This window comes from Hyunsoonleella pacifica, assembly GCF_004310335.1.
In the GTDB taxonomy this organism is placed as follows: domain Bacteria; phylum Bacteroidota; class Bacteroidia; order Flavobacteriales; family Flavobacteriaceae; genus Jejuia; species Jejuia pacifica.
This window is the reverse complement of sequence record NZ_SIRS01000001.1, coordinates 712,152-737,448: the sequence shown is the minus strand read 5'-3', so window position 1 is coordinate 737,448 and position 25,297 is coordinate 712,152. Positions and strand designations below refer to the sequence as shown.

Genomic DNA, 25,297 nt, shown 5'->3' with positions numbered 1-25,297 from the left:
CTATTAATCCAAAATTGCTTCATAAATAAAGCGCTGAATTTCTGTTCTTATATTTTCTTTTAACAAACGATTACTTCCTGCATGAGGGTATGTTCTATTAGCTAAAAACACATATACTATTTCCTCTTCAGGGTCAGCCCAAGCATAAGTTCCTGTAAAACCAGAATGCCCAAAACTTGTCATCGAAATACAACCACACGTAGGTCCTTCTTCATCTAATTGTGGTTTATCAAATCCCACTCCTCTTCTATTATCATCACTACAGTAATAGCACGTATTAAATTTATCAATAGTTACAGGACTCAAATAGCGTTTTCCTCCATAAAATCCCTTTTGCAAATACATTTGCATAAGCTTTGCCACATCATTTGCATTACTAAATACACCAGCATGCCCACCAACTCCATTTTGCATTGCCGCACCCATATCGTGCACATAACCTTGTATTTTTTGATGACGATAATAATCATCAACCTCAGTAGGTACAATATGCTGATTACTTATTTTCCTATAGGGATTATACATAGTATAGTTTGCGCCAAGTGATTGATAAAAATGGGTTTGTACCAACTCATCAAGACCTTTGTCGTAATGCCCCTCAATAAATTTCTTTAAAATATAATAAGGAAAATCACTATACCTATAACGCAGACGATCTAAAAGCTCCGATTCTTTGATTATTTTCTGAATAGAATCCTGATAATCAGATCGTAAATATAAATTTTTAGCAACTTCAATATTGAATTTTTTACTCTTTTCTTTGCGATAATATTTTCCACTAGGTTGTTTAGTCACAGAGTCTAAAGTGTGATAATAAAATGGCTCCCAAGGACGCAGTCTTGCATAGTGAGATAGCATTTGCTTAATGGTAATATCTGCTTTATTCGAATCTTTGTATTCAGGTAGTAATTCTGATAATGTGCTGTTAAGTGATAGTATGCCTTTTTCCTCCAATTCCATAACCAAAGGTAATGTCGCTAAAATTTTAGTTAAAGATGCCACATCATAAATATCATCAAAAGAAACGTTTTGCTTGCCGTTATAAATATGCTTACCAAAATTCTTGTTGTAAATTACTTTACCTTTTCTTGCTATTAATAGTTGTATACCGGGTGTCATCATAGAGTCTACTGCAACTTTAGCAATAGAATCTACTTTCATTAATTTTTCTGAACTCATCCCAACGCGCTCTGGAACAGTATAACCTAATCGCTTTATAGAATTGTTTTCAATGCCTTCTCCCGATTTAAAAAACTGACCAATTGAAACTGGTAATTTCCCTTGAGAAGGAATAGCGCCAAATATAAGTTGAGCTGACTTTTGTTGTGCAATTTTATTGTTTTGATAATTCACTACAACACTTTCTATATTTTCAAAAGTTTTTATATCGTCTAAAGCATAAGGTTTAACAAATACACTTAGTACTACATCATGCGCTCTTGCTATTTCATAAAGCCACACTAATTCTTCATTAGTAAACTTATGGGCTTTCCATGGATTTTCATCAGAACGATGGAATCCTATGATGACTGTATTATATGATTTCAACTTAGTAATCAACTCATCAAGTTTATCAGCCTTTATATGATGTACTTTGGTATATTTCTTTAATTCACTAAAAAAAGGCATACCATTATCATCGCCTAAACCAACATAAGCTATTGTTTTAGTTTCTAAACGTTTTAATGGTAATAAATCAGATTCATTTTTAATCAATGTAATGGCATTTTCATACAGGGTTTCTGAAAGAGTATCATCCTCTAAACGATTTAAATCTTTACCTAAACCATACAAACCAATAGGCTCATAATTATAAAGACCTACCTTGTATTTAGCCATTAATATTTTTTTCACTGAATGTGCTAGTCGCTCTTCTGTTATTTCTTTATTATTATAAGCTGCAATTATTTTTGATACACCAATTCCCACATCTTCAGACATTAACATAACATCATTTCCTGCCTTGAATGCAGCTAAATCAATATCTCCTGTATCATCAAAATCTGCAGCACCTTTCATGGTTAAGGCATCTGTAAAAATAAGCCCTTTAAAACCAAGAGAGTCTTTTAAAATATCAGTAACTATATGTTTTGAAAGCGATGACGGATAGCCTTCTCTAGACTCTAAACTAGGTACATTTAAATGAGCTACCATTACACTAGATAAGCCTTTTTTAATTAGTTTCTTATAAGGATAAAGTTCTACTGAATCAATTCGTTTTGCATTAAAATTAATCGTAGGTAAAGTGAGGTGCGAATCTGTTTCGGTATCTCCATGACCTGGGAAATGTTTAGCGTTTGCCAATACTCCTGTGCTTTGCATACCTTCCATAAAGGCTAATGCCTTTTCGGTAACGTTATCTCTATCCTCTCCAAAAGAGCGGTTCCCTATTATTGGATTTTTAGGGTTGGTATTAATATCTACAACTGGAGCGAAATTAAAATGAACCCCTAAACGTTTACAGTGCTCGCCAACTTGCCTACCAGTTTGCTTAACTAAGTTATTATCTTTAGTAGCACCTAAAGCCATATTATATGGAAAAGCATAAGTTGAATCCAAACGCATACTTAAACCCCATTCCGCATCCATACCTATAAGCATTGGTATTTTAGATACTGCTTGTAATTCGTTATTTAATCTAGCCTGTCTGTAGGGACCACCATTAGAATATATAATGCCTCCAATGTGATGTTTATGTATAAGGCTTACAATTTTATTTTTTGTAGCAGTATTCTGATTAGACATTACCTGAACCATATACAACTGCCCTACCTTCTCTTTTAAAGACATTGAATTATAGATACTATCTACCCATTTTGTTTGATCTTCAACATCTGTTGTCTGCAATGGATAAATAGATTCTTGTGCATGTAGTATACATGAGAAGAAACATAGGATATAAAAGATATGGCGCATAGGGGATTAATTAAATACAATTATTAAATAACTAATTAATAATCATGCCAAAATACTACTTTTAAAAAAAAGAGGAAAATACTTTAAGGTTGTTTTAAGTATAAACAGAGTCTTTCGGAATTAAAATTATAAAAGCCTCGCAAATTGCGAGGCTTTTATATGTTTTATGGTTTGTTATTTTGATTTTACCAGAACTTGGTATATAAAAATGCTAAGATTAACATCACAACAAAAGAGCCAATATTAAACAATGGAGTCGTTTTGAAAAGGTCTTTCGAAAAATAAATACCTTTTTCGTCATCCCTTCCCTTATTATTTAAATAACTAACTATTATAATGACTACAATAGTCATTAACGTGGTAATTCCCATTTGATGCATCCACGGTGCAAGCCAATAAAAAGCATCCACTTTTTGAGGCAAAATCTTTAAAACAAAAGCAATTGGAATAGATAATATAGCACCAAATATAGCACCAATATTTGTGGTTTTTTTCCAAAATAAACCTAATAAAAATACTGCTAAAATACCCGGGCTTACCATACCTGTATACTCTTGAATATCTTGAAACACCTGATCTGAACCTTCTAGCAAAGGTGCAATTAAAACAGCTATAACTAAAGCAATTGCAGCAGAAATCCTACCTACATTTACAGTCTTTTTATCACTTGCTCCTTTATCAAAATATTGTTTATAAATATCCATAGTGAATATAGTAGATGTCGAATTCAACATTGAAGCTAACGATGAAACCACAGCGGCTGCAAGTGCAGCGAATGCGACACCTTTAAGTCCTGTAGGTAAAAATTGAAGTAGCCAAGGGTAGGCTTTATCTGCTTTATCTGCTGATGGCAAATTCATTTGTCCAATTTCCCCCATTCTTGCCATAATCTCTGGATCATTAACCATTACATAAGCTGCAATACCTGGAACTACAACAATTAAAGGAATAATTAACTTTAGTGCAGCAGCCAACAGAATCCCTCTTTGAGATTCCTTTAATGATTTTGCTGCTAGTGTTCTTTGAATAATATACTGATTGAAGCCCCAATAATAAATATTAGCAACCCACAATCCACCAATTAATACCCAAACCCCAGGTAAATCCAAATAGTTTTTATTCTTAGTGCCATCACTATTAAACTCATCTAGTACCATATGGAATTTTTCTGGAGCTGCTTCTATTACCTTATTAAAGCCTGCTAACACCCCTTCTCCATCTGCTACTGTATTAAGAGCTAAATATGTAGTTACAACACCCCCTAAGACTAAGAAAACTACCTGAATAACATCTGTCCAAGCTACAGCTGACAATCCTCCATATAGTGAATATGCTGCTGCAAATAATGCTAAACCAATCATTGCATATAATATATCTACTCCTAATATGGTTTGAATAGCCAAACCTCCTAAATATAATACAGTGGTTAAGTTTATAAAGACATATAATGCTAACCAAAAACAAGCAAGAATTGTTTTTAAGGTTGTTGAGAAGCGTTTTTCAACAAACTCTGGAATAGTATACAACCCTTTCTCTATAAAAATTGGCAAAAAGTATTTACCAACTATAATTAAAGTTAAAGCAGCCATCCACTCGTAAGACGCTATAGCTAAACCTAATGCAAAACCAGAACCCGACATTCCAATAAATTGTTCTGCTGATATATTTGCAGCAATTAATGAAGCCCCTATGGCCCACCAAGGCAAGGATTTACTCGCCAGAAAATAATCTTCTGCGTTTTTTTGGTGTCCTTTCTTATCCCTAGATACCCATAAACCTACTCCTAAAATTAAAATGGCGTAAGCAATAAAAACCACATAATCCCAAGTATCAAATCCTGAAGTCATAAATTATTTAATTTGGTTAGTTAAAGATTCAAATATATAGATTTAAAGTCTAAACAACATAAAAAATAAAACAAACACCAACTAGTAGGGTCTAGTAGGTTTTATGAATTTTATTTGTATTTTTACACCAACTATTATGATTGAGATAAACACTAAAATAAGTACTCCTAAATACCAGCAGATTGTTTTTTCAATAGAAAAAGCGATCACGCAAGGAGAATTAAAAAAAGGAGATCAAATACCTTCTATAAATGCGATAAAAGAAAAGCATAATTTATCTCGAGATACTGTTTTTATGGCTTTTAATGATTTGAAAAGTCGAGGTGTAATTCAATCAGTAGTTGGGAAAGGTTACTACGTTACTAGTGAAAATATTAAGATAAAGCAAAAGGTGTTTTTACTCTTTGATGAGCTAAATTCCTTTAAAGAAGACTTATATAGTGCTTTCATCAATAATCTAAATAGTCATATTGAAGTAGACATCTATTTTCATCACTTTAACCTCAATGTTTTTAAAAATGTAATTAAAAACAACATAGGGAATTATAATCATTACGTTATAATGCCTGCAAATCTAGATAGAACCTCAGAAACACTTCAAAAGCTACCAGAAGACAAAGTTTATGTTTTAGATCAAATGCCTAAAGATTTACAGCATTATTCTGGTATTTATCAAAATTTTGCAAAGGATATATATACTAATTTAGAAAAGGCTGTAGCTTTAATAAAAAAGTATCGCAAATTGCTTTTAATATTTTCTCCAGATAAGCAACCTGTGGATATGAAAGAAGGTTTTATTAAATTTTGTAAAAAATACAATATCCCATATTCTATTTTAGATGCTATGCAAGATAAAACTCCTGAAAAGGGTGAGTTATATATTGTACCTGAGGATAAGCAATTACTTCAAATCATCAAAAAGATGAAGTCAAAACAATATAAACTAGCAGAAGATATAGGAATCATTTCATATAACGATACGCTACTAAAAGAAATTGTAGAAGGAGGTATTACTACAATTTCAACAGATTTCACTGCTATGGGAAAGCGATTAGCAGAAATGATACAAAACAATGAAAATCAACATATTGAAAACCCAAACCGTCTTATTTTAAGACATTCACTTTAAAATTCAATTCAGTGTACAAAATCAACCATAACAAAAAATTAAACATTTTAGAAGTTTCAAATTCAGACACTTCTGTATATGGCAAAATTCAACTAGATCAAGGTGCAAGTCTTCAAGAACTTATACTTGATAGTCATAAAATTATTCAAGACCTAAACCCTTTACCATACAGTAACACCTATGCTTCGTCTATCTTATTTCCTTTTGCCAACAGAATAAAAGATGGAAAATATGAGTTTAACGGAAAAACGTATCAGTTTAAAAAGAATCAAGCCGAAGAACAAAACGCATTACATGGATTAGTATTTGATAAAACTTTTGATGTTATTCATAAAGAAACCACAAAAGATAAGGCCTCAGTAACTTTAGAATATGTTGAAAAAAATAATTCTATTGGATTTCCATATACCTATACAATAAGACTAGAGTATGTGTTTAAGCAAACAGGTGTAGATGTAAAAGTATCTATTGAAAATACTGATACAAAAGTTTTTCCTTTTACTCTAGGGTGGCATCCTTATTTTACAAGTGCCAACTTATTTGATAGTTACATGAACTTTGAAAGCAGTGAAAAAATAACTTTAGGACCTCGTAATATTACTACTGGGACAACGCTCAATAAAAACAACAATCCTCTTCAAATAAAAGATAGTTTTTTTGATGATTGTTGGATATTAAACTCTGACAGTATGATGTTTAAGACCCCTAAATACAACTTAAAGTTTAATAGTACAGGAGGCAATAATTTTTTACAACTATATACACCTCCAAGAAAAAACACCATTGCTATAGAGCCAACCACTGGTGTCTCTGATAGCTTCAATAATAAAATTGGCTTAGAAACTTTACAGCCAAATGAAACATACAATATCACTTGGTCTTTAAAAATTAATAACAACTAAATCAATGAGTACTTTACTAATTAAAGATGTAAAAAATACATTTACAAAAACCTTTAAAACCGATCCCTTATTAATTTTCTCCCCAGGAAGAATAAATATCATCGGCGAACATACTGATTATAATGATGGGTTTGTTTTCCCAGCTGCAGTTGATAAAGGAATTGCTGCGGCAATTCAAAAAAGCGATTCTGGTTACTCTACTGCAATTGCTTTAGATTTAAATAGTACTGTTGATTTTGAACTCGATAAGCTAAAACCCTCCAAAGAAGGTAGTTGGGAAAATTATGTGTTTGGTGTGGTTGCTGAGATACAAAATAGAAATATAGTTATAGGCGATTTCAATATTGTTTTTAAAGGCGATATTCCTAGTGGTGCTGGCATGTCTTCTTCTGCTGCTCTAGAAAACAGTGTGGTTTATGGGTTAAATGAGGTATTTGATTTAGGCTTATCTAAACATGATATGATATTGATTTCACAAAAAGCAGAACACAATTATGTTGGTGTAAAATGTGGTATCATGGATCAGTATGCTAGTATGTTTGGTGTTAAAAACAATGCACTGCATTTAGACTGTAGAACCGTTGAATCTAAACCATATGAAATAAATTTTAAAGACCACCAGCTTATACTTATTAACACAAACGTTAAGCATAGCTTATCTGATAGTGCGTATAACGATAGACGTTCAGCTTGTGAAAATATTTCAGAGCTATTAGGTATAAAAGCCCTTAGAGATGCAACCGAATCGGACCTAGAAAAAATAATTGATAAAGTAACACCATCAAATTATCAAAAGGCATTATATGTTATCCAAGAAAACGAGCGCACTTTAAAAGCTGCTAAAGCTATTGAAAATGGCGACCTAGAAAAATTGGGAAGATTAATTTACCAATCTCATGCAGGCTTATCAGACCAGTTTAAAGTAAGCTGCGATGAGTTAGACTTTTTAGTAGCTCAAGCAAAAAAGAACAAACTTGTTTTGGGAGCAAGAATGATGGGTGGAGGTTTTGGTGGATGTACTATAAACCTAATAGCAAAAAACGAAGCTAAAAACTTTGCTGATATAGCTTCTAAAGCATACAAGAAAAAATTCAACAAAGAATGTTCAGTATATTTTATTGAATTATCTGATGGAACACATATTGTAAATTAAACAAAATCCACAATACGCTATTCTAAAAAAATGAAAAACTCGTATTTACAAGATTACTCACATAAACGTTTTAATATTCTAACAGGAGAATGGGTTTTAGTATCACCACATCGTGCCAAACGCCCATGGCAAGGACAAAATGAAACTGTTAATAATGACAAACGACCAGAATATGATGAAAATTGTTATTTATGTGCAGGGAACACCAGAATTAATGGAGAAGTAAATCCAAAATACGAAGATGTATTTATTTTTACTAATGATTTTGCAGCATTACAAAGTGACTCCCCAGATTTTGAGGTTAATGACGGGCTTTTAATTGCTGAAAGTGAAACAGGCATTTGTAAAGTAATTTGCTTTAGCTCAAATCATTCCAAAAGCTTAGCTGATATGCCCCCAAAAGACATTCAAAAAGTAGTTTATGCTTGGCAAGAAGAGTATAAAGCATTAGGAGCAAACCCAAAAATAAATTATGTTCAAATCTTTGAAAATAAAGGTGCCGTGATGGGATGTAGTAATCCGCACCCACATGGGCAAATTTGGAGTCAGTCTACCCTACCAAACGAGGTACATAAAAAGAACACCCAACAGTTCAACTATTTTTCTAAAAACAAAAATAGTTTGCTAGGCGATTATTTATTGCAAGAACTAGATAAGAAAGAACGTATTATTTATGAAAACGACAGCTTTGTAGTACTAGTACCGTTTTGGGCTGTTTGGCCTTTTGAAGCGATGATTGCTCCCAAAAGACATATGACAAGTATTGCTGAAATGAATGACGATGAAACACTTCAGTATGCAGACGCAATAGTCGTTTTAACAAAAGCTTACGATAAGATTTTTAATACCTCATTCCCTTATTCAGCAGGGATACATCAATCTCCAACTGATGGTAACGACAATTCCCATTGGCATTGGCATATGAGTTTTTATCCTCCACTCTTAAGAAGTGCAACAGTTAAAAAGTTTATGGTAGGTTATGAAATGTTTGGCACACCGCAACGAGATATTACACCAGAAAGCGCAGTAAAAATGATAAAAGCATTACTATAAACTACCACTAAATACAATTGTAACAAAACCCGATAAATATAAAATTTATCGGGTTTTACATTTTAATATGTTAAGAGTTCATTAAAATAGCTGTTAAAGTATCTTAATGCATGCAGCGGTACGCTATAAATAACTTTAATTTGGACGAAACTAGTTGTCTAAATTCGTGAAATATCTCATTCTCTACCTATTCCCTTTAAGCATTCTTTCTCAAAATTTAAAAGGAAAAGTTTATGACCATCAAGCTACTGTAAAAGGTATTAAAGTTTATAACATCAGTAAACAAACAAAAACATATACAGATGACATAGGAGAATTCTCTATGCAAGCTTCAGTAAATGATACTCTATTATTTGAATCTTTATTCCATCATCCAAAACAAGTTACAATACAACAAACAGATTTTGAAAGTATAACAGTCTTTGAATTAAAAAAATTAGTGAATGAACTTGGAGAAGTATTATTAAGTAGTGAAAAAAATAAGGTGTTTAACCCTGAAAAATATACAAATGCTACTGGCTTGCAACTTGCTAACGACATAAAAAACAATCCACATTTGTATAAACCAGAGTCTGCTTATTCTGGTGGAGCTAATATATTGGGCTTAGTAGGCATGGCAATAAAACTTTTTAAAAAGAAAAATAAATATAAACCAAAACCCATTGAATATTTAAGTTATAAACACTTAGATTCCTTATTCAAAAACGATGATTTTTTCGATTTAAGATTATTGAATCAAGATTTAAAAATTCCAGAGGAATATGCACATCTATTTTTAGATTACTGCGAGACTAAAAATTTAAACAAAGAACTCATCTCTGAGCATCATAAAGTGATTTTATTAGATTCTCTTGTTGAATTTAGTAGGGCATTTTTAAAAATAACTGAAACTTTTAAAACATCTAAAGATTCGTTGCTCATAAAAAAATAATATTTTATGAATTCTTAGTTTCAAAAGTTATATTTTTATTGAATGAAGCAATACAGCTACGCATCATACATAAAACTACATTATATTACCAAATTTGTCATTCTAGTTTTTCTTCCTATTAGTCTGTTTTCACAAACTATTACTGGTAAAGTTTACGATAATGAGACTACTGTAAAAGGAATAAAGGTCTACAATATCAATCAAAAGACATTGACTTTTACTAATAATGAAGGAGATTTTATGATTTCTGCTGTTGTTAATGACACATTATTGTTTGAATCTTTATTTCATCATTCTAAAATGGTAAAATTGAAAGAAAATGATTTTGAAGATATCGTGGTTTTTGAATTACAAAAGTCTGTCAATGCGCTAGGAGAAGTTATTATAAGCGACGATAATGAGGATTTTAATCCTCTTGAATATACGCAAAATGCTGAACGTGCTTTGGAAAGAGATATGAAAAAGAATATGCAACTCTATATACCACAATCATCATATTCTAGTGGAATGAATTTTGTTGCAATTGCAAAAATGATAGGAAAGCTCTTTAAAAAGAAAAATAAAGCTAAACCTGTAGAGTATATTACTCATAAAGACCTGGATTCTTTATTTAAAAAAGATGATTTATTCAATTTAAAATTGATCAAAGAAGATTTAAATATCCCAGAAAAATATGCACTCTTATTTTTAGATTATTGTGAAAGTAGGAACCTTAATAAAGATTTAATTCAAAAAGAAAACAAAGTGATTTTATTAGATTCTATGGTTAATTTCAGCAAACACTTTTTAAAAATAACAGAAACCTTTGAATCTTCTAAAGATTCATTGCAGCTAAAAAACTAATATTATACTAATTCTTCATTTCAAAAGTTATATTTTTAGCCATCAATTATTTTTTAGATAGAATGAAACGCCTCACATACATTATACTTTCCATTAGTTTTTTAATATTATGGAGTTCTTGCAGGAAGGATTTTGAGTTTTCAGCAAGCACTGGAAGTTTAGAATTTTCTAGAGACACAGTTTACTTAGATACTATTTTTAAAAATATTGGCTCAAGTACTTATAACCTTAAAGTCTATAATAGAAGTGATGATGATATTGTTATACCAACCTTAGCGCTAGGGCGTGGAGAGAATTCTCAATATAGACTAAGTGTGGATGGTATTCCTGGAAAAGTTTTCGAAAATATAGAGTTACTGGCCAAAGACAGTATGTTTATTTTTGTTGAAACTACTTTTAATACAGATATTACTCCAATTACATCAAATGAAATGCTTTATACTGATGTAATTGCGTTTGATTCTGGAGCTAATCTACAAGAAGTGGAATTAGTTACTTTGGTTAAAGATGCTGTATTTATTTTTCCAGACAGAGATAACACAACCAAGATTGTAGAAACACTCATATTAAATATAGATGATGAGCAAATTGAAACGAATTTACCAGGAAGAGAGCTACTTCCCGAAGAACTTACATTAACTAATGAGAAGCCCTATGTTATATATGGTTTTGCAGCTGTTCCTGAAGGAGAAACACTAACTATTGAAGCTGGATCTAGGTTACATTTTCATGAAAACTCTGGTATTATAGTACAGCCTGGAGCTTCTATAAATGTAAATGGTAATTTTAGTACAGATCAAGAATTACTGGAAAATGAAGTAATCATGGAAGGTGATAGATTAGAACCTAGTTTCTCTAACAGACCTGGACAATGGGGAACTATTTGGTTATTAGAAGGCAGTATAAATAACACATTCAATTATGTTACCATCAAAAATGCTTTAGTTGGTATTTTATGTGACGGTAATGCGGATGCAACTGACGATAAGTTAACCATAACAAATTCTCAAATTTATAATTCAGGTAGTTTTGGTTTATTAGGAAGAAATACATCTATAACAGGCGAAAATTTAGTATTAAACAACGCAGGACAATCTGCTTTAGCAACAACCTTTGGAGGGAAATACAATTTCACACATTGTACTATTGCAAATTACTGGCAAGCTGGCCCTAGACCTTTGCCTGCTCTATTAATTAATAATTTTATTGTTGATGAAAATGAAACAGCAATTGTTACTGATTTAGTTGAGGCCAACTTTAACAACTGTATTATTTATGGAAATGACAATCCAGAATTTCTTTTAGATGAAGTTGAAGATGATGCAGTAGATTTTAACTTTAAGTTTACCAATTGTCTAGCTCGATTTGAAGATAGAAATAATAATTTTTCTGGAGCTAATTATGATTTTGATAATGCATCATTATATGAAAATATGATTTTTAATCAAGATCCTGATTTTAAGGATCCTAATAATAGCATGTTAATTATTGGAGATGACTCAGCTGGTAACGGACAAGGTAACTCAACTTTTGCAAGCCAAGTGCCTAATGATATTTTAAATGTTAGTAGAACAGCAAGTCCAGATATTGGTGCTTATCAACACGTTACTTTCCCTGAAGACAACTAAGCTAGTTTATAAGATTAGCGCCGCAAAGTAAATTTTTAAAAGATCTTGAATTTAAAAGATTTGGTAAAATAAATCTGACATCAAAACACCAACTACTCTCCTTCTAGCTGTGCTTTATATAAATTTAAATTAGCTTTAGTTTCATCATCTAATTCTGGTTCCTTAATATCATCGTATTGCTTTAAAGCATCTAATAATATTTGTGCCACAATTAATCTGGCACTAGGTTTATCGTCTGCTGGTATGGTGTACCAAGGTGCATGCGGTTTAGAGGTTTTATTTATAGCCTCCTCGTAACATTTTTGGTAGTCGTCCCAAAGTTTACGCTCTTTTAAATCGCCAGCGGAGAACTTCCAATTTTTCTCTTTTTTATTTAAACGCCGTAACAACCTAAATTTTTGTTCATCTTTTGATAGGTTTAAAAAGAACTTAAAAATTAAAGTACCATTTTCAGCTACATGTTTTTCAAAATTATTTATTTGTTCAAAGCGCTTTTCCCAAAACACATCATCAATAGCATTTACTGAATCAATCCCAGGAATATTTTCGCCCATGATATAGCCAGGATGCACTCGGGTTACTAATACATTTTCATAGTGCGTTCTATTAAAAACACCAAACTTTCCTCTTGCAGGCAGTGCAATATAGTGTCTCCACAAGTAATCATGCTTTAATTCTAATTCTGTAGGCACTTTAAAACTATGTACTTCCACTCCTCTAACATTAAAATCTTTAAATACCTCACGTATTAAACTATCCTTGCCTGCTGTATCCATACCTTGTATACATATTAAAATCGCATATTTACCATGTGCGTATATCGTATCTTGAAGTGCACCTAATTCCCTTCTGGTATGTTTTAATTTCTTCTTAGCATCAGCTATAACAACCTTAGTTTGTGTATCTTTTAATGTAATTGGAGATGTTACCTTGTAAGTATTCATATTTTAAGCGTTAGAAATATTAAAAATAAGAAATCGTAGATTACTTAGAAGCAAATAATTTCACATCTTGCTCACTAACCTCTGCTCCACCAAGAATAATTAAGCGTTCAATCACATTTCGTAATTCACGAATATTCCCAGTCCAGTCATAATCTTGCAATAGCTTTACCGCCTTATCAGAAAAGCCTTTTTGAGCAGTACCTTGTTCATCTGAAATCTTTTTTGAGAAATGATTAACTAATAGAGGAATATCATCTCGTCTATCATTTAAAGCAGGTACTTTAATTAAAATTACTGCCAGTCTATGATATAAATCTTCTCTAAACTTACCATCTTCAATTTCTTTTTTTAAATTCTTATTTGTGGCCGCTACTACTCTTACATCTACTTTTATATCTTTATCACTACCCACCCGTTGAATTCTACTTTCTTGTAAAGCTCGAAGTACTTTAGCTTGTGCAGACAAACTCATATCTCCAATTTCATCTAGAAAAATAGTACCGCCATTAGCTGCTTCAAATTTACCTGCTCTATCTTTATTTGCACTGGTAAAAGCACCTTTTACATGTCCAAATAACTCACTTTCTATTAATTCACTTGGTATAGCAGCACAATTTACCTCAATCATTGGTCCTTTAACCCGTTCGCTCTTTTCATGTAACCAATGGGCTACTAGCTCTTTCCCTGTTCCATTTGGTCCTGTAATTAAAACTCTGGCATCGGTTGGAGCTACCTTATCAATCATTTCTTTAATTTGAGTAATGGAGTCGCTCTCCCCTATCATCTCATATTTTTTACTAACCTTTTTCTTTAGTATCTTGTTTTCTACTACAAGTTCCTTTCTGTCTAAAGCATTTCTAACAGTATTTAATAGTCTATTTAAATCTGGTGGTTTAGAAATATAATCAAAAGCCCCTAATCGCATAGTGTTAACAGCTGTATCTAAATCCCCATGACCCGATATCATAACAATAGGTGTCTCTGGTTTTATCTTTCTGGTAGCTTCTAATACTTCAACACCGTCCATTTTTGGCATTTTTATATCGCAAAGCACCAAATCAAAATCATCCTTCTTTATTTTATCCATTGCAGCTAAACCATCTTCGGCTTCTTCAACTTCATAAGTATTACTTTCTTCCGAAAGAATTTTAACCAGTACACGTCTTATGGCAGCTTCATCTTCAATGATTAATATTTTTGGCATATTCCTTAAATTTTAAATTTTATTCCTGTTCTTAAATAGAAGGCATTTATTTCGTCTAATTTAAAAACTTCATCTCTATTTTCATTACGTAAAACATTATTTAATCTAAATGTATAACCAGTATACAAATATCCTACCAAATGCTTGGAAAAGAAATATTCATAACCTAGCCCTCCCACTGCTACTGATAATGATATATGATCGGCTATATCTCCATTCACTGGATATTTCTCTTGTATGTGTGCTAAATAACCATCTAATGCCACAAATGCTTGCAAATTATTTTTAGTATTTATGGCGTATTTTATATTTGATTTTGGAACTCCCGCATTAAAACTCCAACGATAGTTTATTTTTCTGTAATAACTAATAAAAGGTAATGGAAATGGTATCCCAGTAGTTGCATTATATGTTAATCCCAAAATGAGACGGTAAGGACGGTTAATATCCTCAGCTTTAGTTCTATCATTTATAAAGAATAGTCCTCCATTTAAGAAAAAATCATCCATACTTAAACTTGTTGTGAGTGTGGAAGCGATTCTAGGATTAAAATTTAAGCCTACACGCCATGCTTTTTTCCATTTAAATGTATATCCTAAATTTAGATCTATAATATGAATTCTATCCAATGCAGATGTATCAAAAGGATAATCTTCTTCTAAGTTTAGAATAACTCTATTATATTCTGCTCCAACAACTAAATAACAGTCTTTTTTGGTTTCTATGGGATAGTTAAAGAGTACTCGTAGTCTGTTGTAATCATCCTCAGAATTGCTTTGAGGTATAAAAGAGTATTCTAGTCTAGCAATATCTGTTAATTGACAATACCCTTGTTGCATACCTAGTAAAAGCAGAAATAAACCTAGTAAACATCTACACCTATGTAACATTATATGTCTTAGTTTATTTATCTTCTAAAGGTTTTGAAACAATATGAATATCTCGTTGCGGAAATGGAATTTTAATGTTGTGTTCTCTAAATAAACGGTCTATTTCAAACCTTATATCACTTTTAGGAATTACTCCAATAAAACTATCATTAAGCGTAAATATTAATTTGAACTCTAAAGCACTATCTCCAAAATTTTCAAATAACACTATTGGTGCTGGGTGCTTTAAAACCATTTCATTCGAATTTGCAGCATCAAGCAACAATTTTTTTACCAAATTAACATCACTACCATAAGCTACACCTACAGAAACATTTTCTCTGGTAACTTTACCATTTTGGGTCCAATTATATAAACTATTGGTTAAATATTGATGATTTGGTATAATTAGCACCTTATTATCTATAGTTACAGCTCTAGTTGTACGTAATTTTATTTCTTCAACACGCCCTACTTTCCCCTCTAATTCTATAATATCGCCTACTTGAACAGAACGATCGACCAAAATAAAAATCCCAGAAATAATATCTTGAAAAAGCGTCTGTAGCGCTAAACCTACACCTATTAATAAAGCAGCTGAAGCCGCAAAGATAGCTGTGATATTAAAACCACTCGCGTCAAAAACTACAAGCATTACTATAAGGTATATAATCCATCGCGTAAAGGAAAACACCGTATTGAACTTAACCTTATCTTCTTGAGGCAGTCTTCTGGTAACTATTTTTTTTACCCACCTTAATAAAAAGGTAGTTAGTATCATTACCAAAATAACCAAAAGCAAATATTTAACCCTAAGTACTATTTGATGTGCATCAGCTCCTGTACCATAAGTAAAATCTATAATTTTAAAATTTAGAAACTCCTGGATTGCTTGCCCTACAGAGGTGTCTTGCAATACCTCTTCTATAGCTCCTACTTCACTTCGTATGTTATCCTTAGATGTTTCTTGCATTAGTATTTTATCCACTTTAAGAGTTCCTTGTAAGTAGGTTTTTTTCCATACATTAATATACCAACCCTGTAGATTTTTGCTGCAAACCAAACTGTAAACACAAAAGTGCCAATCAACAATCCTAAAGATAATAGTTGTTGCCAAATAGGTACACCAAAAGGGATACGCATTAACATAACTACCGGAGAGGTAAAAGGTATAAATGAAAATACTGTAGATACCGTACCATGTGGGTCTTCGATTACTGTAAAGATTCCAATATATACTGCCAAAATTAGAGGCATTAATATAGGCAACATAAATTGTTGCGTATCTGTTTCATTATCAACTGCAGCTCCTATAGCAGCATAAAGCGAACTGTATAATAAATACCCACTAATAAAAAACAGTATAAAAGCTACTATTAAATTAGCTAAAGGCAAATTTAAAAAACCTTGTAAAGCTTCCTGAATTCGATTATTTACATCTGGAGTTTCCATAGCTTGCTGAATTACGGCTTGCTGTGGTGTTTCCATTTGTGCCATATCTATACCAAAAATAGCGGAAACCACGAATAATAAAATACTCCCCAAAATCAGCCAAATAGCAAATTGTGTAAGGCCTGCTAGAGAAGTTCCTATAATTTTACCTAACATTAATTGTACTGGCTTCACTGAAGACACGATAACTTCAATAATTCGGCTGGTCTTTTCTTCAATCACACTACGCATAATCATATTGCCATAAATAATAATAAACATAAATAGTAAATAACCAGCGGCACCTCCAAAAATAAGCTTGATAACGCTATCTACTTTAGATGATGTTTCACCAACAAAATTCTCTTGAAATATATCTACGTTTACTTTTGAAGCTTCTATTTCATCAACATCAATACCAACATTTTTATAATTAATTAATGTTAAATGCTTTTCTAATTTATTTTCTAATTTTGAAATCACTGTTAACGATGGAGACTCTTCCGAATAAAATTTTATATTTTTTGAAATCGCTTCAACACCCTTATCATTCTTTATATATAATAACCCATAACCTGAAGTCTCGGTAACCAAAGTTTTTGCGTCTTCAAGAGACATATCATCAAGCGGAACATAAGTAGTATTTTCAGTACTTTTAAACAGATTTTTAACCATTCCAGATTCGTCCAAAATTGAAATTGTTCGCACCTTGTCATTATTTAATTGAGATAAATATGCCACAACACTAATAAGCGCTATCATGATGATAGGACTTAAAATTGTCATTATTATAAAGGACTTATTCTTAACCTTAGATAAATATTCACGCTTTATTATAAGTGGTAAATGATTCATAATTACTGCAGGTTATTATTGGTTACTGTTTGAATAAAAATATCGTTAACACTAGGTATAAGTTCTACAAAATGAGACACTTCTCCTTGTGACATTAAAAAACTCAACAAATCGTTAGAGGATTGATTTTCAGATATTTTAATGTTTAACTTTAACTCATTGTTTAAGGTTTTGAAATTTGCCAATGACGTTTCAAATTTATCTGATAATAGCTTTTCTAAGGCAATATTATTACTAGAATTAATACCGACTTCAAATGTATTGGATTTATATGCACGCTTTACATCGAGAATTTTCCCGTCCAAAATTTTATTGGATTTATGAATTAGCGCAATATCATCACAAAGTTCTTCAACTGATTCCATGCGATGTGTTGAAAAGATAACTGTAGCACCGTTATCACGTAACCTTAAAATTTCATCTTTAATTAAATTAGCGTTAATTGGATCAAAACCAGAAAAGGGCTCATCAAAAATTAATAATTTAGGTTCATGCAAAACAGTAACTACAAACTGTATTTTTTGAGCCATTCCTTTTGATAGCTCTTGTATTTTCTTGTTCCACCAGTCTCCAATTTCTAACCTATCAAACCAATATTGAAGTCGCTCTTTAGCTACTGATTTACTTAACCCCTTTAATTGCGCTAAATACATAGCTTGCTCCCCCACTTTCATAGACTTGTACAAACCGCGTTCTTCAGGTAAATAACCAATATCCTTTATATGCGACTCATTTAAATGCTCTCCATCAAGAATCACAGAACCTGAATCTGGTAAAGTAATTTGATTTATAATTCGAATTAAAGTGGTTTTCCCTGCTCCATTAGGTCCTAAAAGTCCGTAAATACTACCTTTGGGTACAGTTATAGAAACATTGTTTAATGCAGTAAAATCTCCAAATTTTTTACTTGCATCAGTAACTTCTAATAGCTTATCCATGCACAATTTTTAATTAAAAGAAATGTAAAGATATTAAATGTATATGAGTTCGTTAAACTCTAAACAAGTAAATTAATATGGGAAGAATTGACAAGTGACTACTTTCTATTTTTGGTCTAATATTTCAAAAACGTATAGTGCTTAATACTATAAAAACACTGATTCTCATTGGGTTTATCTATAAAAACAAAACCCATCCTTAATTAAAACTAAGGATGGGAAAAAAATTGCTATGAAAAAGAAAAATTATCACTAATATTAATTAGCGATAATCAAAGATAGTTTTTTTTTCTTAACTAATAGCAAAACTATCAAGATAAGTTGCGCCTTACATAAAAAATTCCATTTTACTACGGATTTTTTTTAATCTGTTAAACTATCTTCAATCTTATCATTAATATTCTAGAAAATCTAAAGTTGAAACTAGTAAATTTATATCCTAAAAAGTAAATATTTACAGGTATTGATTGTATTTAAAGACCTGTGTAATAATTTTTATTAAGAGAACATATCCTTTACTTTTTCAAAGAATGACTTATCAGAACTCTCTGGTTTTGGGGAAAAATGATCATCTTCTAACATCTCTTCAAAAAACTGACGTTGTTCTTTATTTAATGTTTTAGGCGTCCAAACATTTACATGAACTAACAAATCTCCTTTTCCGTAACCATTCAAACTTGGAATACCTTTTCCGCGTAAACGTAAAATTTTTCCTGATTGCACACCTGCTTCTACTTTTATACGAACCTTACCTGTAACGGTATCAATTTCTTTGGAAGTTCCTAATACTGCTTCTGGAAAACTAACATACAAATCATAGTGTAGATTGTCTCCTTCTCTCTGTAATCGAGAATGCTCTACTTCTTCAATTGCAACTAATAAATCTCCAGAAATACCATTGCCAGGAGCTTCATTACCTTTGCCTGATACTTTAAGTTGCATCCCATCAACAACACCAGCAGGTATTTTTATAGAAACCGTTTCTTCGGCCACTTTTAAACCTTGTGCATCTGCATCGGCAGGTTTTTTATCAATAATTTGTCCTGCTCCACCACATACATTACAGGGTGCAGAGGTTTGCATTCTACCTAAAATAGTATTTGTAATTCTGGTAACTTGTCCTGTACCTTGACATGTAGAACATGTTTTATAAGAAGTGCCTGGTGCTTGAATTTTACGCTTAACTTTAATTTTTTTCTCTACACCATTAGCAATCTCTTCTAAAGTTAACTTAACACGTATGCGAAGGTTACTACCTTTTACACGACGTTGTCCGCCTCCACCAAATCCAGAGAATCCACCACCGCCAAAAGCACCGCCAAAAATATCTCCAAACTGGCTAAAGATATCATCCATATTCATACCGCCTCCGCCAAAGCCGCCACCACCTTCAAAAGCTTGATGACCAAACTGATCATAACGTGCCTTTTTATCAGCATCACTTAATATCTCATACGCTTCAGCTGCTTCCTTAAATTTAGCTTCTGCATCTTTATTATCAGGATTTTTGTCAGGATGAAACTCAATAGCTTTCTTTCTATAAGCCTTTTTTATCTCACCTGCACTTGCGCCTTTACTTACTCCTAAAACTTCGTAATAATCTCTCTTCGCCATGATTTTGTTTTATTGACCAACTACTACTTTTGGAAAACGAATAATTGTATCCCCTAACTTATATCCCTTTTCAACAACATCAACAATTTTTCCTTTTAAATCATGACTTGGTGCAGGAATTTGTGTAATTGCCGTATGTATTTCGGCATCAAAAACATCTCCTTGAGCTACTTCTACTACTAAAAGTCCTTTTTTCTCTAGTGTTGATAATAATTTTTGATAAATTAACAATACACCTTTTCGCAATTCTTCTGCTTCTTTATCATCTTCAATATGAGTTAAAGCGCGCTCAAAATCATCAAGAACTGGTAATAACTCTAACATTATTTCTTTACCAGCTGTTTTAAATAACTCTACACGCTCTCTTGATGTGCGTTTTTTATAGTTTTCAAATTCAGCAAATAAGCGTAAAAACTTATCTTTTTCATTTTGAAACTCTTCTTTTAATTTATCTTCAGCAGATAGTTCTTCAGTGGTAGCTTCGTTAACATCTTGTTCTTCAACTGCAACAGTCTCGTTTTCTAACCCGTTAGATTGTTCTGTTTTTATATCCTTTTCTTTGTTTTTCTTACTCATCGTGTATTAAATTAATACTGCTATATTTTGGTTGGCAAAAGTACTGCCATTATTACTAAAATGCCATATTGTCACAACTTTTTTTAACAAAAATTTTGTTTAACTTTTTTTTTATTCTGTAAAACAAATTGATTACATTTGGTATTCTAATAAAAAAACTACAATAATGAAAAAAAGTCTTAAAATCATACTTTTTATAAGTGCATTATCTATTTCACTTGCATCATGCAAAGACAAAGCAAAAGAAGCTGAAACTTCAGATGTGAAAACTGCCGCTGAAGCTAAAGTAGAAGCTACAAAATATATTGCTGATGCTGGTGCTTCTACCATAGAATGGAAAGGGTTTAAACCTGCAGGATCTCACAATGGTACTATAAATTTAGAATCTGGAGTTATTAAAATGAATGGTACTAATGTTGAAAGCGGTTCTTTCTTGGCGGATATGACATCTATTACCGTTTTAGATATTCCTGCTGATAAAAAAGGAAATGCTGACTTAGTCGGACATTTAAAAAGTCCAGATTTTTTTGATGTTGAAAACCATGCTAATGCTGCTTTTGAAGTAACAGGATTAAGTGAAGTTGATGGAAAAACCATGCTGTCTGGTAACTTAGCTATAAAAGGTATTAAACAAAATATTACTTTTCCTGTTATTGTAAGCACTACTGAGGATTCTATGACACTTACTAGTGAAGCATTTACTGTGGATAGAACTAAATGGGATATAAAATATAAATCTAAATCTATTTTTGGAGATTTGGGGGATAAGTTTATCAATGATGATATTGAACTTAAAGTAAATATTACAGCAAAGAAAGCTTAATGTAAGAGTAGTGACTAACTCAATTAATTGTAAAAGCCATCTTATTGAGATGGCTTTTTTATTGCAAATATTTTAAGAATGGTTACGTTAATTCTATGAGTATTATCTAATAAGATTATCACTCTCTACTTTTGTATTCTAATTAAATGATAACATTTTATTAAGATAGTTACTTTTAATATTTCCATACTTTTAAGGCACAATCAAAAACAACTAAAATATTATGAGTACACAAGAAGTAGCAAACCAATGGGCACAAATGTGTCGAGAGGGGAAAAATTTAGAATGCATTGAACAACTTTATGGTAATAATGTTACCAGTAAAGAAATGCCTGGTGTTCCTTACGGGGAAGTAGTAACAGGCAAACAAGAGGTTTACGAAAAAAGTAAGCAATGGCTCGATAATGTTGTTGAGTTTCATGGTGGCGACATCAGCGACCCAATTATTGCTGGTAATCATTTTACAAGTAAAATGAGTTTCGATGTGACGTTTAAAGATAGGGGTAGACAACAAATGGAAGAAGTTTGTGTATTTGAGGTTAACGACGGAAAAATTGTTTTTGAGCAATTTTTTTACACAATGTAAATCTTAAAAATTTAAATTGATAGCCTCATTGTCAAAACAAATGAGGCTTTTTTATGTCTTAAAATCATATTTACATGTGATACCTTTCCTACTTAATAAAAAAGTATTATATTTATGACAAGTAACCAACACCCCATGTAATATGAGAAAGCTAGTTATTTTACTGTTTTCTATATTCTCCCTAAGCACTTTTGGTCAAGAAATATCATGTTCAGATTACAAAACAGGTAATTTTGAGTATGATGATATCTTGTATTCTGAATGGAGAATTACCAGAACCAATGCCGAACAGATAGAAACCAATGCCACTACTGGTCTTATTATACATAATGATATAAAGTGGTTATCAGATTGCGAATTTACACTTACATGTAGCAAAGTATCTCAAAAAAAATATGAGCATGCTGTTGGAAAAATATTCAAGGTAGTGATTACTGATACAAGTAATGATGGCTACACCTGTGTTATGATGCATAATGAAATTCAGCCTAACGATTTGAGGTTTAAAATGGTAATTGTAGAATAGTAAAGAAACCAAGTTTTTAAAATTATTGAGCTATTTTAGTTTACTAACTTCTTGATAATACTCTTGACTGGTAAAATTGCTTTTGTATGTTCTATACTAGGTCCTGCAACCCAAACTGTTTTATAAGTGGCTTTTGTAGCTGCATTTTTTGTTGCATTCATACCAATTGAAAAACGTATCATTTTTACCCACTTTTTTAGTTTACGATTTTTATTTAATAGGTTTTCAATCCATGTAGATTTTGTTCCTATTTTCTTAACATAAGGGGTATTAATCACAGTACAAGGTGTCCCTGAGATGCGCTCAGTCATTACAATATCTTCCGCACCATAATCTACACATGCTTGCTTATACTCCTCTGTAACGTTTGCCTCTACAGATGCTATAAAAGGACTACCTACAGATACTCCAGCAGCTCCATAAGCTAACATTTTATCTACATCAGCTTTACATCCTACACCACCGGCTGAAATTATTGGAATGCTACAGTTTTCACTCAACTCTTTAATTAAATATTCTGGTGATATATTTCCTCGATGACCTCCTGCTTCATTATTAACTGCTATTATAGCATCAGCTCCTAATCCTTCCACCTTTTTAGCAAACTTTAAATCGGTTACATCACAAAACACTTTAATACCTACTTTATGTGCTTCATTTATGGTTTCTTCAGGGCTACCTAAAGAAGTAATAATAAAATCGCAACCTTCTTCACAAATTACTTCTAACTGTCCTCTATATTTTACATTGGACTTATTTACTATTAAATTAAACCCGAAGGAACCTCCATTTGGTTTTGATGCCTTTAATTCACGTGAAGCAAACCTAAGCTCATCTAAAGTTCTGTAGTTTAAAGCAGGAATACATCCAGCAATACCACCATGCATAGCTTCTTTAACCATAGGTACATTTGAAACCAAAAACATTGGGGCTTGAATAATTGGATACTTAATATTTAGTAAATCTGTTAATTGCCTAGCCATCAGATAAAAGTTTTACCAAATATACAAATTATTATGCATGCATAGTATTTAATTGGCGATGAGCAAAAAAGTAACATTACTACAGCTGCTTTTTTGATATATAACTATGTCAAAATGAAAAGTAATAATAAATAGTTTTAATTCATACAACTAATTATTTATCAGTTACTTAATTTAATTTTTAGAAAAACTTAATAAAAACGCTATTGTATTACAGAAAGTAATTTCCTTAGTCTAAAAACCGATAATATCCGGATTTAAGGTAAGCCCCTTCAGGAAAACTGATGGGATGATCTACATCATGTTGGGTTTTTAGCGTTAGACAATAGTTTCTTTTTTTTGAAGATAGTATTTGTTTATTTATATCAAAAAAAGCTTGAGAAGTAACCCTTGAGGAACATGAACAAAGTACTAGCAAGCCATTTTTTGAAGTTAGTTTAACTCCTAATTCGGCAAGTTGCGCATATTTTTTCTTTGCTAAATCTATTTCAGAAGCTTGTTTTGCAAAACTTGGTGGATCTATAACCACTACATCAAAAGTGACTTTATTTTTTATAAGTTGTTTTAATTCTTTAAAAGCATCTCCTACAATGGTTTTATGAGTTCCAGAATACGTATTTAACTTTCCATTTTGAATAGCAATTTCCAAAGCTTGTTTACTAATATCTAAACTAATAACTTCTTTTGCTCCATTTGCCAATGCATGTACTGAAAATCCTCCTGCATAAGAAAACACATCTAAAACTGTTTTACCGTTACTCCACTCTCCTACTTGTTTCCTATTATGACGATGATCTAAAAAATAACCGGTTTTATGACCTTTAATAACGTTTGCAGAAAACTTTACACCATGCTCTATAAACTCCACAACTTCATTATCTAAAGTACCAAAAACTACATCTCCATTTTTTAATTGATGAGAAATAGAATTTTCTAAGCTTCTACTCAATCTAATAACTACTGTTTCAGCGTTTGAAATATCTTGCAAAAAATGTATGATATCTTCTAAATAAGGCAGCCATATTTCAGAATATACTTTTACTACTAAAACTGAAGCATATACATCGGCTATTAATCCAGGAAAACCATCATTCTCGCCAAAAAGTAAACGGTAACTATCCGTATTAGTATCTAGTAAGGTCTTACGTTTTTTAAAAGCTTCTTTAATTTTATTTTGAAAAAAAAGCGCATTAATTTCTACCTTTTCCATTCCTGAATGCAGCATTTTTATTCGGATTGGAGAATTGGCATCATATAAACCCAAACCAATGACACGGTTTTTATGTTTGCTAAAAACAACAGCTAAATCTCCTGTTTTGGCACCATTGCTTATTTTAGTAATACTATTTGAAAAAACCCATGGATGCTCTTTTAAAACAAACTGTTCGCCTTTAGCGTTTAGTTTTACTGCTAATCGTTTAGGGTAATAATCAGATGTAATATGGGATGAAAATGACATATGTTATTTCTATGCCTCAAAAATATTGGTTTTATAGTGATTAAAAAATTATCAACTATAACTAATGAAAAAATGCACCTTTATATC

22 protein-coding genes are annotated in these 25,297 nt (G+C 31.7%); 10 read left to right on the top strand and 12 right to left on the bottom strand.

Going from position 1 to position 25,297, the window contains the following annotated elements; translation table 11 throughout:
* Positions 1-3: 3 nt before the first annotated feature.
* Positions 4-2,916, bottom strand: a complete 2,913-nt coding sequence (locus tag EYD46_RS02855) for a glycoside hydrolase family 3 N-terminal domain-containing protein (protein WP_130935535.1) — start codon at positions 2,914-2,916, stop codon at positions 4-6.
* Positions 2,917-3,101: 185 nt separating this feature from the next.
* Positions 3,102-4,763, bottom strand: coding sequence for a sodium/sugar symporter (locus EYD46_RS02850; RefSeq protein ID WP_130935534.1), 1,662 nt, complete (start codon positions 4,761-4,763; stop codon positions 3,102-3,104).
* A gap of 136 nt (positions 4,764-4,899) precedes the next feature.
* Here EYD46_RS02850 and EYD46_RS02845 point away from each other — a divergent pair, with 136 nt between their 5' ends.
* The 7 genes from EYD46_RS02845 (at position 4,900) to EYD46_RS02815 (ending at position 12,402) form a co-directional block, all read left to right on the top strand.
* A complete protein-coding gene (locus EYD46_RS02845; RefSeq protein WP_130935533.1) occupies positions 4,900-5,892 on the top strand; it encodes a GntR family transcriptional regulator in 993 nt (330 codons plus the stop codon).
* A gap of 11 nt (positions 5,893-5,903) precedes the next feature.
* The gene (locus EYD46_RS02840) at positions 5,904-6,794 is read left to right on the top strand and encodes an aldose 1-epimerase (RefSeq protein ID WP_130935532.1); all 891 of its coding nucleotides are present in this window, start codon (positions 5,904-5,906) and stop codon (positions 6,792-6,794) included.
* Positions 6,795-6,798: 4 nt separating this feature from the next.
* Positions 6,799-7,947: a galactokinase gene (gene galK / locus EYD46_RS02835; RefSeq protein WP_130935531.1), complete on the top strand. Its 1,149-nt coding sequence runs from the start codon at positions 6,799-6,801 to the stop codon at positions 7,945-7,947.
* Positions 7,948-7,977: 30 nt separating this feature from the next.
* Entirely contained in the window at positions 7,978-9,000 is a 1,023-nt protein-coding gene (locus tag EYD46_RS02830; protein WP_130935530.1) for a UDP-glucose--hexose-1-phosphate uridylyltransferase, read from the top strand.
* A 166-nt stretch (positions 9,001-9,166) separates the two neighbouring features.
* Positions 9,167-9,931 carry a peptidase associated/transthyretin-like domain-containing protein gene (locus EYD46_RS02825; protein ID WP_130935529.1) on the top strand — a complete coding sequence of 255 codons (765 nt, stop codon included), beginning with the start codon at positions 9,167-9,169 and terminating at the stop codon, positions 9,929-9,931.
* A 42-nt stretch (positions 9,932-9,973) separates the two neighbouring features.
* The gene (locus EYD46_RS02820) at positions 9,974-10,774 is read left to right on the top strand and encodes a hypothetical protein (RefSeq protein WP_130935528.1); all 801 of its coding nucleotides are present in this window, start codon (positions 9,974-9,976) and stop codon (positions 10,772-10,774) included.
* A gap of 62 nt (positions 10,775-10,836) precedes the next feature.
* Positions 10,837-12,402, top strand: coding sequence for a hypothetical protein (locus EYD46_RS02815; protein WP_130935527.1), 1,566 nt, complete (start codon positions 10,837-10,839; stop codon positions 12,400-12,402).
* Between the two features lie 92 nt (positions 12,403-12,494).
* On the opposite strand, the gene EYD46_RS02810 is transcribed toward EYD46_RS02815, so the two are convergent.
* The 8 genes from EYD46_RS02810 to EYD46_RS02775 all read right to left on the bottom strand — a co-directional run bounded on the left by EYD46_RS02810 (position 12,495) and on the right by EYD46_RS02775 (position 20,833).
* Positions 12,495-13,346: a PPK2 family polyphosphate kinase gene (locus EYD46_RS02810; protein WP_130935526.1), complete on the bottom strand. Its 852-nt coding sequence runs from the start codon at positions 13,344-13,346 to the stop codon at positions 12,495-12,497.
* A 40-nt stretch (positions 13,347-13,386) separates the two neighbouring features.
* The gene (locus tag EYD46_RS02805) at positions 13,387-14,550 is read right to left on the bottom strand and encodes a sigma-54-dependent transcriptional regulator (protein WP_130935525.1); all 1,164 of its coding nucleotides are present in this window, start codon (positions 14,548-14,550) and stop codon (positions 13,387-13,389) included.
* A 5-nt stretch (positions 14,551-14,555) separates the two neighbouring features.
* A complete protein-coding gene (locus EYD46_RS02800) occupies positions 14,556-15,440 on the bottom strand; it encodes a DUF6268 family outer membrane beta-barrel protein (protein ID WP_229731261.1) in 885 nt (294 codons plus the stop codon).
* A 13-nt stretch (positions 15,441-15,453) separates the two neighbouring features.
* Positions 15,454-16,392 carry a mechanosensitive ion channel family protein gene (locus tag EYD46_RS02795; protein WP_130935668.1) on the bottom strand — a complete coding sequence of 313 codons (939 nt, stop codon included), beginning with the start codon at positions 16,390-16,392 and terminating at the stop codon, positions 15,454-15,456.
* Positions 16,392-17,705, bottom strand: a complete 1,314-nt coding sequence (locus EYD46_RS02790) for an ABC transporter permease (RefSeq protein ID WP_130935524.1) — start codon at positions 17,703-17,705, stop codon at positions 16,392-16,394. Before EYD46_RS02790 ends, EYD46_RS02795 begins: the two co-directional genes overlap by 1 nt.
* A 2-nt stretch (positions 17,706-17,707) precedes the next feature.
* The gene (locus EYD46_RS02785; RefSeq protein ID WP_130935523.1) at positions 17,708-18,643 is read right to left on the bottom strand and encodes an ABC transporter ATP-binding protein; all 936 of its coding nucleotides are present in this window, start codon (positions 18,641-18,643) and stop codon (positions 17,708-17,710) included.
* Between the two features lie 498 nt (positions 18,644-19,141).
* On the bottom strand, positions 19,142-20,257 hold the full coding sequence (dnaJ, locus tag EYD46_RS02780) for a molecular chaperone DnaJ (RefSeq protein WP_130935522.1): 1,116 nt from the start codon (positions 20,255-20,257) through the stop codon (positions 19,142-19,144).
* A 9-nt stretch (positions 20,258-20,266) separates the two neighbouring features.
* Positions 20,267-20,833 (bottom strand): nucleotide exchange factor GrpE, encoded by a 567-nt coding sequence (locus EYD46_RS02775; RefSeq protein WP_130935521.1) that lies wholly within the window; start codon positions 20,831-20,833, stop codon positions 20,267-20,269.
* A 166-nt stretch (positions 20,834-20,999) separates the two neighbouring features.
* Here EYD46_RS02775 and EYD46_RS02770 point away from each other — a divergent pair, with 166 nt between their 5' ends.
* The 3 genes from EYD46_RS02770 to EYD46_RS02760 all read left to right on the top strand — a co-directional run bounded on the left by EYD46_RS02770 (position 21,000) and on the right by EYD46_RS02760 (position 22,768).
* Positions 21,000-21,656, top strand: a complete 657-nt coding sequence (locus EYD46_RS02770) for a YceI family protein (protein ID WP_130935520.1) — start codon at positions 21,000-21,002, stop codon at positions 21,654-21,656.
* Positions 21,657-21,879: 223 nt separating this feature from the next.
* Positions 21,880-22,242: a SnoaL-like domain-containing protein gene (locus tag EYD46_RS02765; RefSeq protein WP_130935519.1), complete on the top strand. Its 363-nt coding sequence runs from the start codon at positions 21,880-21,882 to the stop codon at positions 22,240-22,242.
* Between the two features lie 142 nt (positions 22,243-22,384).
* On the top strand, positions 22,385-22,768 hold the full coding sequence (locus EYD46_RS02760; RefSeq protein ID WP_130935518.1) for a hypothetical protein: 384 nt from the start codon (positions 22,385-22,387) through the stop codon (positions 22,766-22,768).
* 35 nt (positions 22,769-22,803) lie between these two features.
* On the opposite strand, the gene EYD46_RS02755 is transcribed toward EYD46_RS02760, so the two are convergent.
* Both EYD46_RS02755 and EYD46_RS02750 read right to left on the bottom strand, forming a co-directional pair.
* Positions 22,804-23,751, bottom strand: a complete 948-nt coding sequence (locus EYD46_RS02755; protein ID WP_130935517.1) for an NAD(P)H-dependent flavin oxidoreductase — start codon at positions 23,749-23,751, stop codon at positions 22,804-22,806.
* 229 nt (positions 23,752-23,980) lie between these two features.
* Complete coding sequence (locus tag EYD46_RS02750) at positions 23,981-25,210, bottom strand: class I SAM-dependent rRNA methyltransferase (RefSeq protein WP_130935516.1); 1,230 nt, start codon at positions 25,208-25,210, stop codon at positions 23,981-23,983.
* Positions 25,211-25,297 lie beyond the last annotated feature (87 nt).

Excerpts from the sequence above, each read along its gene's own strand:
- EYD46_RS02815 (WP_130935527.1), top strand. The coding sequence starts at position 10,837 with ATGAAACGCCTCACATACATTATACTTTCCATTAGTTTTTTAATATTA.
- EYD46_RS02850 (WP_130935534.1), bottom strand. The coding sequence starts at position 4,763 with ATGACTTCAGGATTTGATACTTGGGATTATGTGGTTTTTATTGCTTAC.
- EYD46_RS02770 (WP_130935520.1), top strand. The coding sequence starts at position 21,000 with ATGAAAAAAAGTCTTAAAATCATACTTTTTATAAGTGCATTATCTATT.
- EYD46_RS02845 (WP_130935533.1), top strand. The coding sequence starts at position 4,900 with ATGATTGAGATAAACACTAAAATAAGTACTCCTAAATACCAGCAGATT.
- EYD46_RS02785 (WP_130935523.1), bottom strand. The coding sequence starts at position 18,643 with ATGGATAAGCTATTAGAAGTTACTGATGCAAGTAAAAAATTTGGAGAT.
- EYD46_RS02820 (WP_130935528.1), top strand. The coding sequence starts at position 9,974 with ATGAAGCAATACAGCTACGCATCATACATAAAACTACATTATATTACC.
- EYD46_RS02805 (WP_130935525.1), bottom strand. The coding sequence starts at position 14,550 with ATGCCAAAAATATTAATCATTGAAGATGAAGCTGCCATAAGACGTGTA.
- EYD46_RS02750 (WP_130935516.1), bottom strand. The coding sequence starts at position 25,210 with ATGTCATTTTCATCCCATATTACATCTGATTATTACCCTAAACGATTA.
- EYD46_RS02760 (WP_130935518.1), top strand. The coding sequence starts at position 22,385 with ATGAGAAAGCTAGTTATTTTACTGTTTTCTATATTCTCCCTAAGCACT.
- EYD46_RS02795 (WP_130935668.1), bottom strand. The coding sequence starts at position 16,392 with ATGCAAGAAACATCTAAGGATAACATACGAAGTGAAGTAGGAGCTATA.
- EYD46_RS02765 (WP_130935519.1), top strand. The coding sequence starts at position 21,880 with ATGAGTACACAAGAAGTAGCAAACCAATGGGCACAAATGTGTCGAGAG.
- EYD46_RS02810 (WP_130935526.1), bottom strand. The coding sequence starts at position 13,346 with ATGAATACTTACAAGGTAACATCTCCAATTACATTAAAAGATACACAA.
- EYD46_RS02775 (WP_130935521.1), bottom strand. The coding sequence starts at position 20,833 with ATGAGTAAGAAAAACAAAGAAAAGGATATAAAAACAGAACAATCTAAC.
- dnaJ (WP_130935522.1), bottom strand. The coding sequence starts at position 20,257 with ATGGCGAAGAGAGATTATTACGAAGTTTTAGGAGTAAGTAAAGGCGCA.
- EYD46_RS02755 (WP_130935517.1), bottom strand. The coding sequence starts at position 23,751 with ATGGCTAGGCAATTAACAGATTTACTAAATATTAAGTATCCAATTATT.
- EYD46_RS02790 (WP_130935524.1), bottom strand. The coding sequence starts at position 17,705 with ATGAATCATTTACCACTTATAATAAAGCGTGAATATTTATCTAAGGTT.
- EYD46_RS02800 (WP_229731261.1), bottom strand. The coding sequence starts at position 15,440 with ATGTTACATAGGTGTAGATGTTTACTAGGTTTATTTCTGCTTTTACTA.
- EYD46_RS02855 (WP_130935535.1), bottom strand. The coding sequence starts at position 2,916 with ATGCGCCATATCTTTTATATCCTATGTTTCTTCTCATGTATACTACAT.
- galK (WP_130935531.1), top strand. The coding sequence starts at position 6,799 with ATGAGTACTTTACTAATTAAAGATGTAAAAAATACATTTACAAAAACC.
- EYD46_RS02830 (WP_130935530.1), top strand. The coding sequence starts at position 7,978 with ATGAAAAACTCGTATTTACAAGATTACTCACATAAACGTTTTAATATT.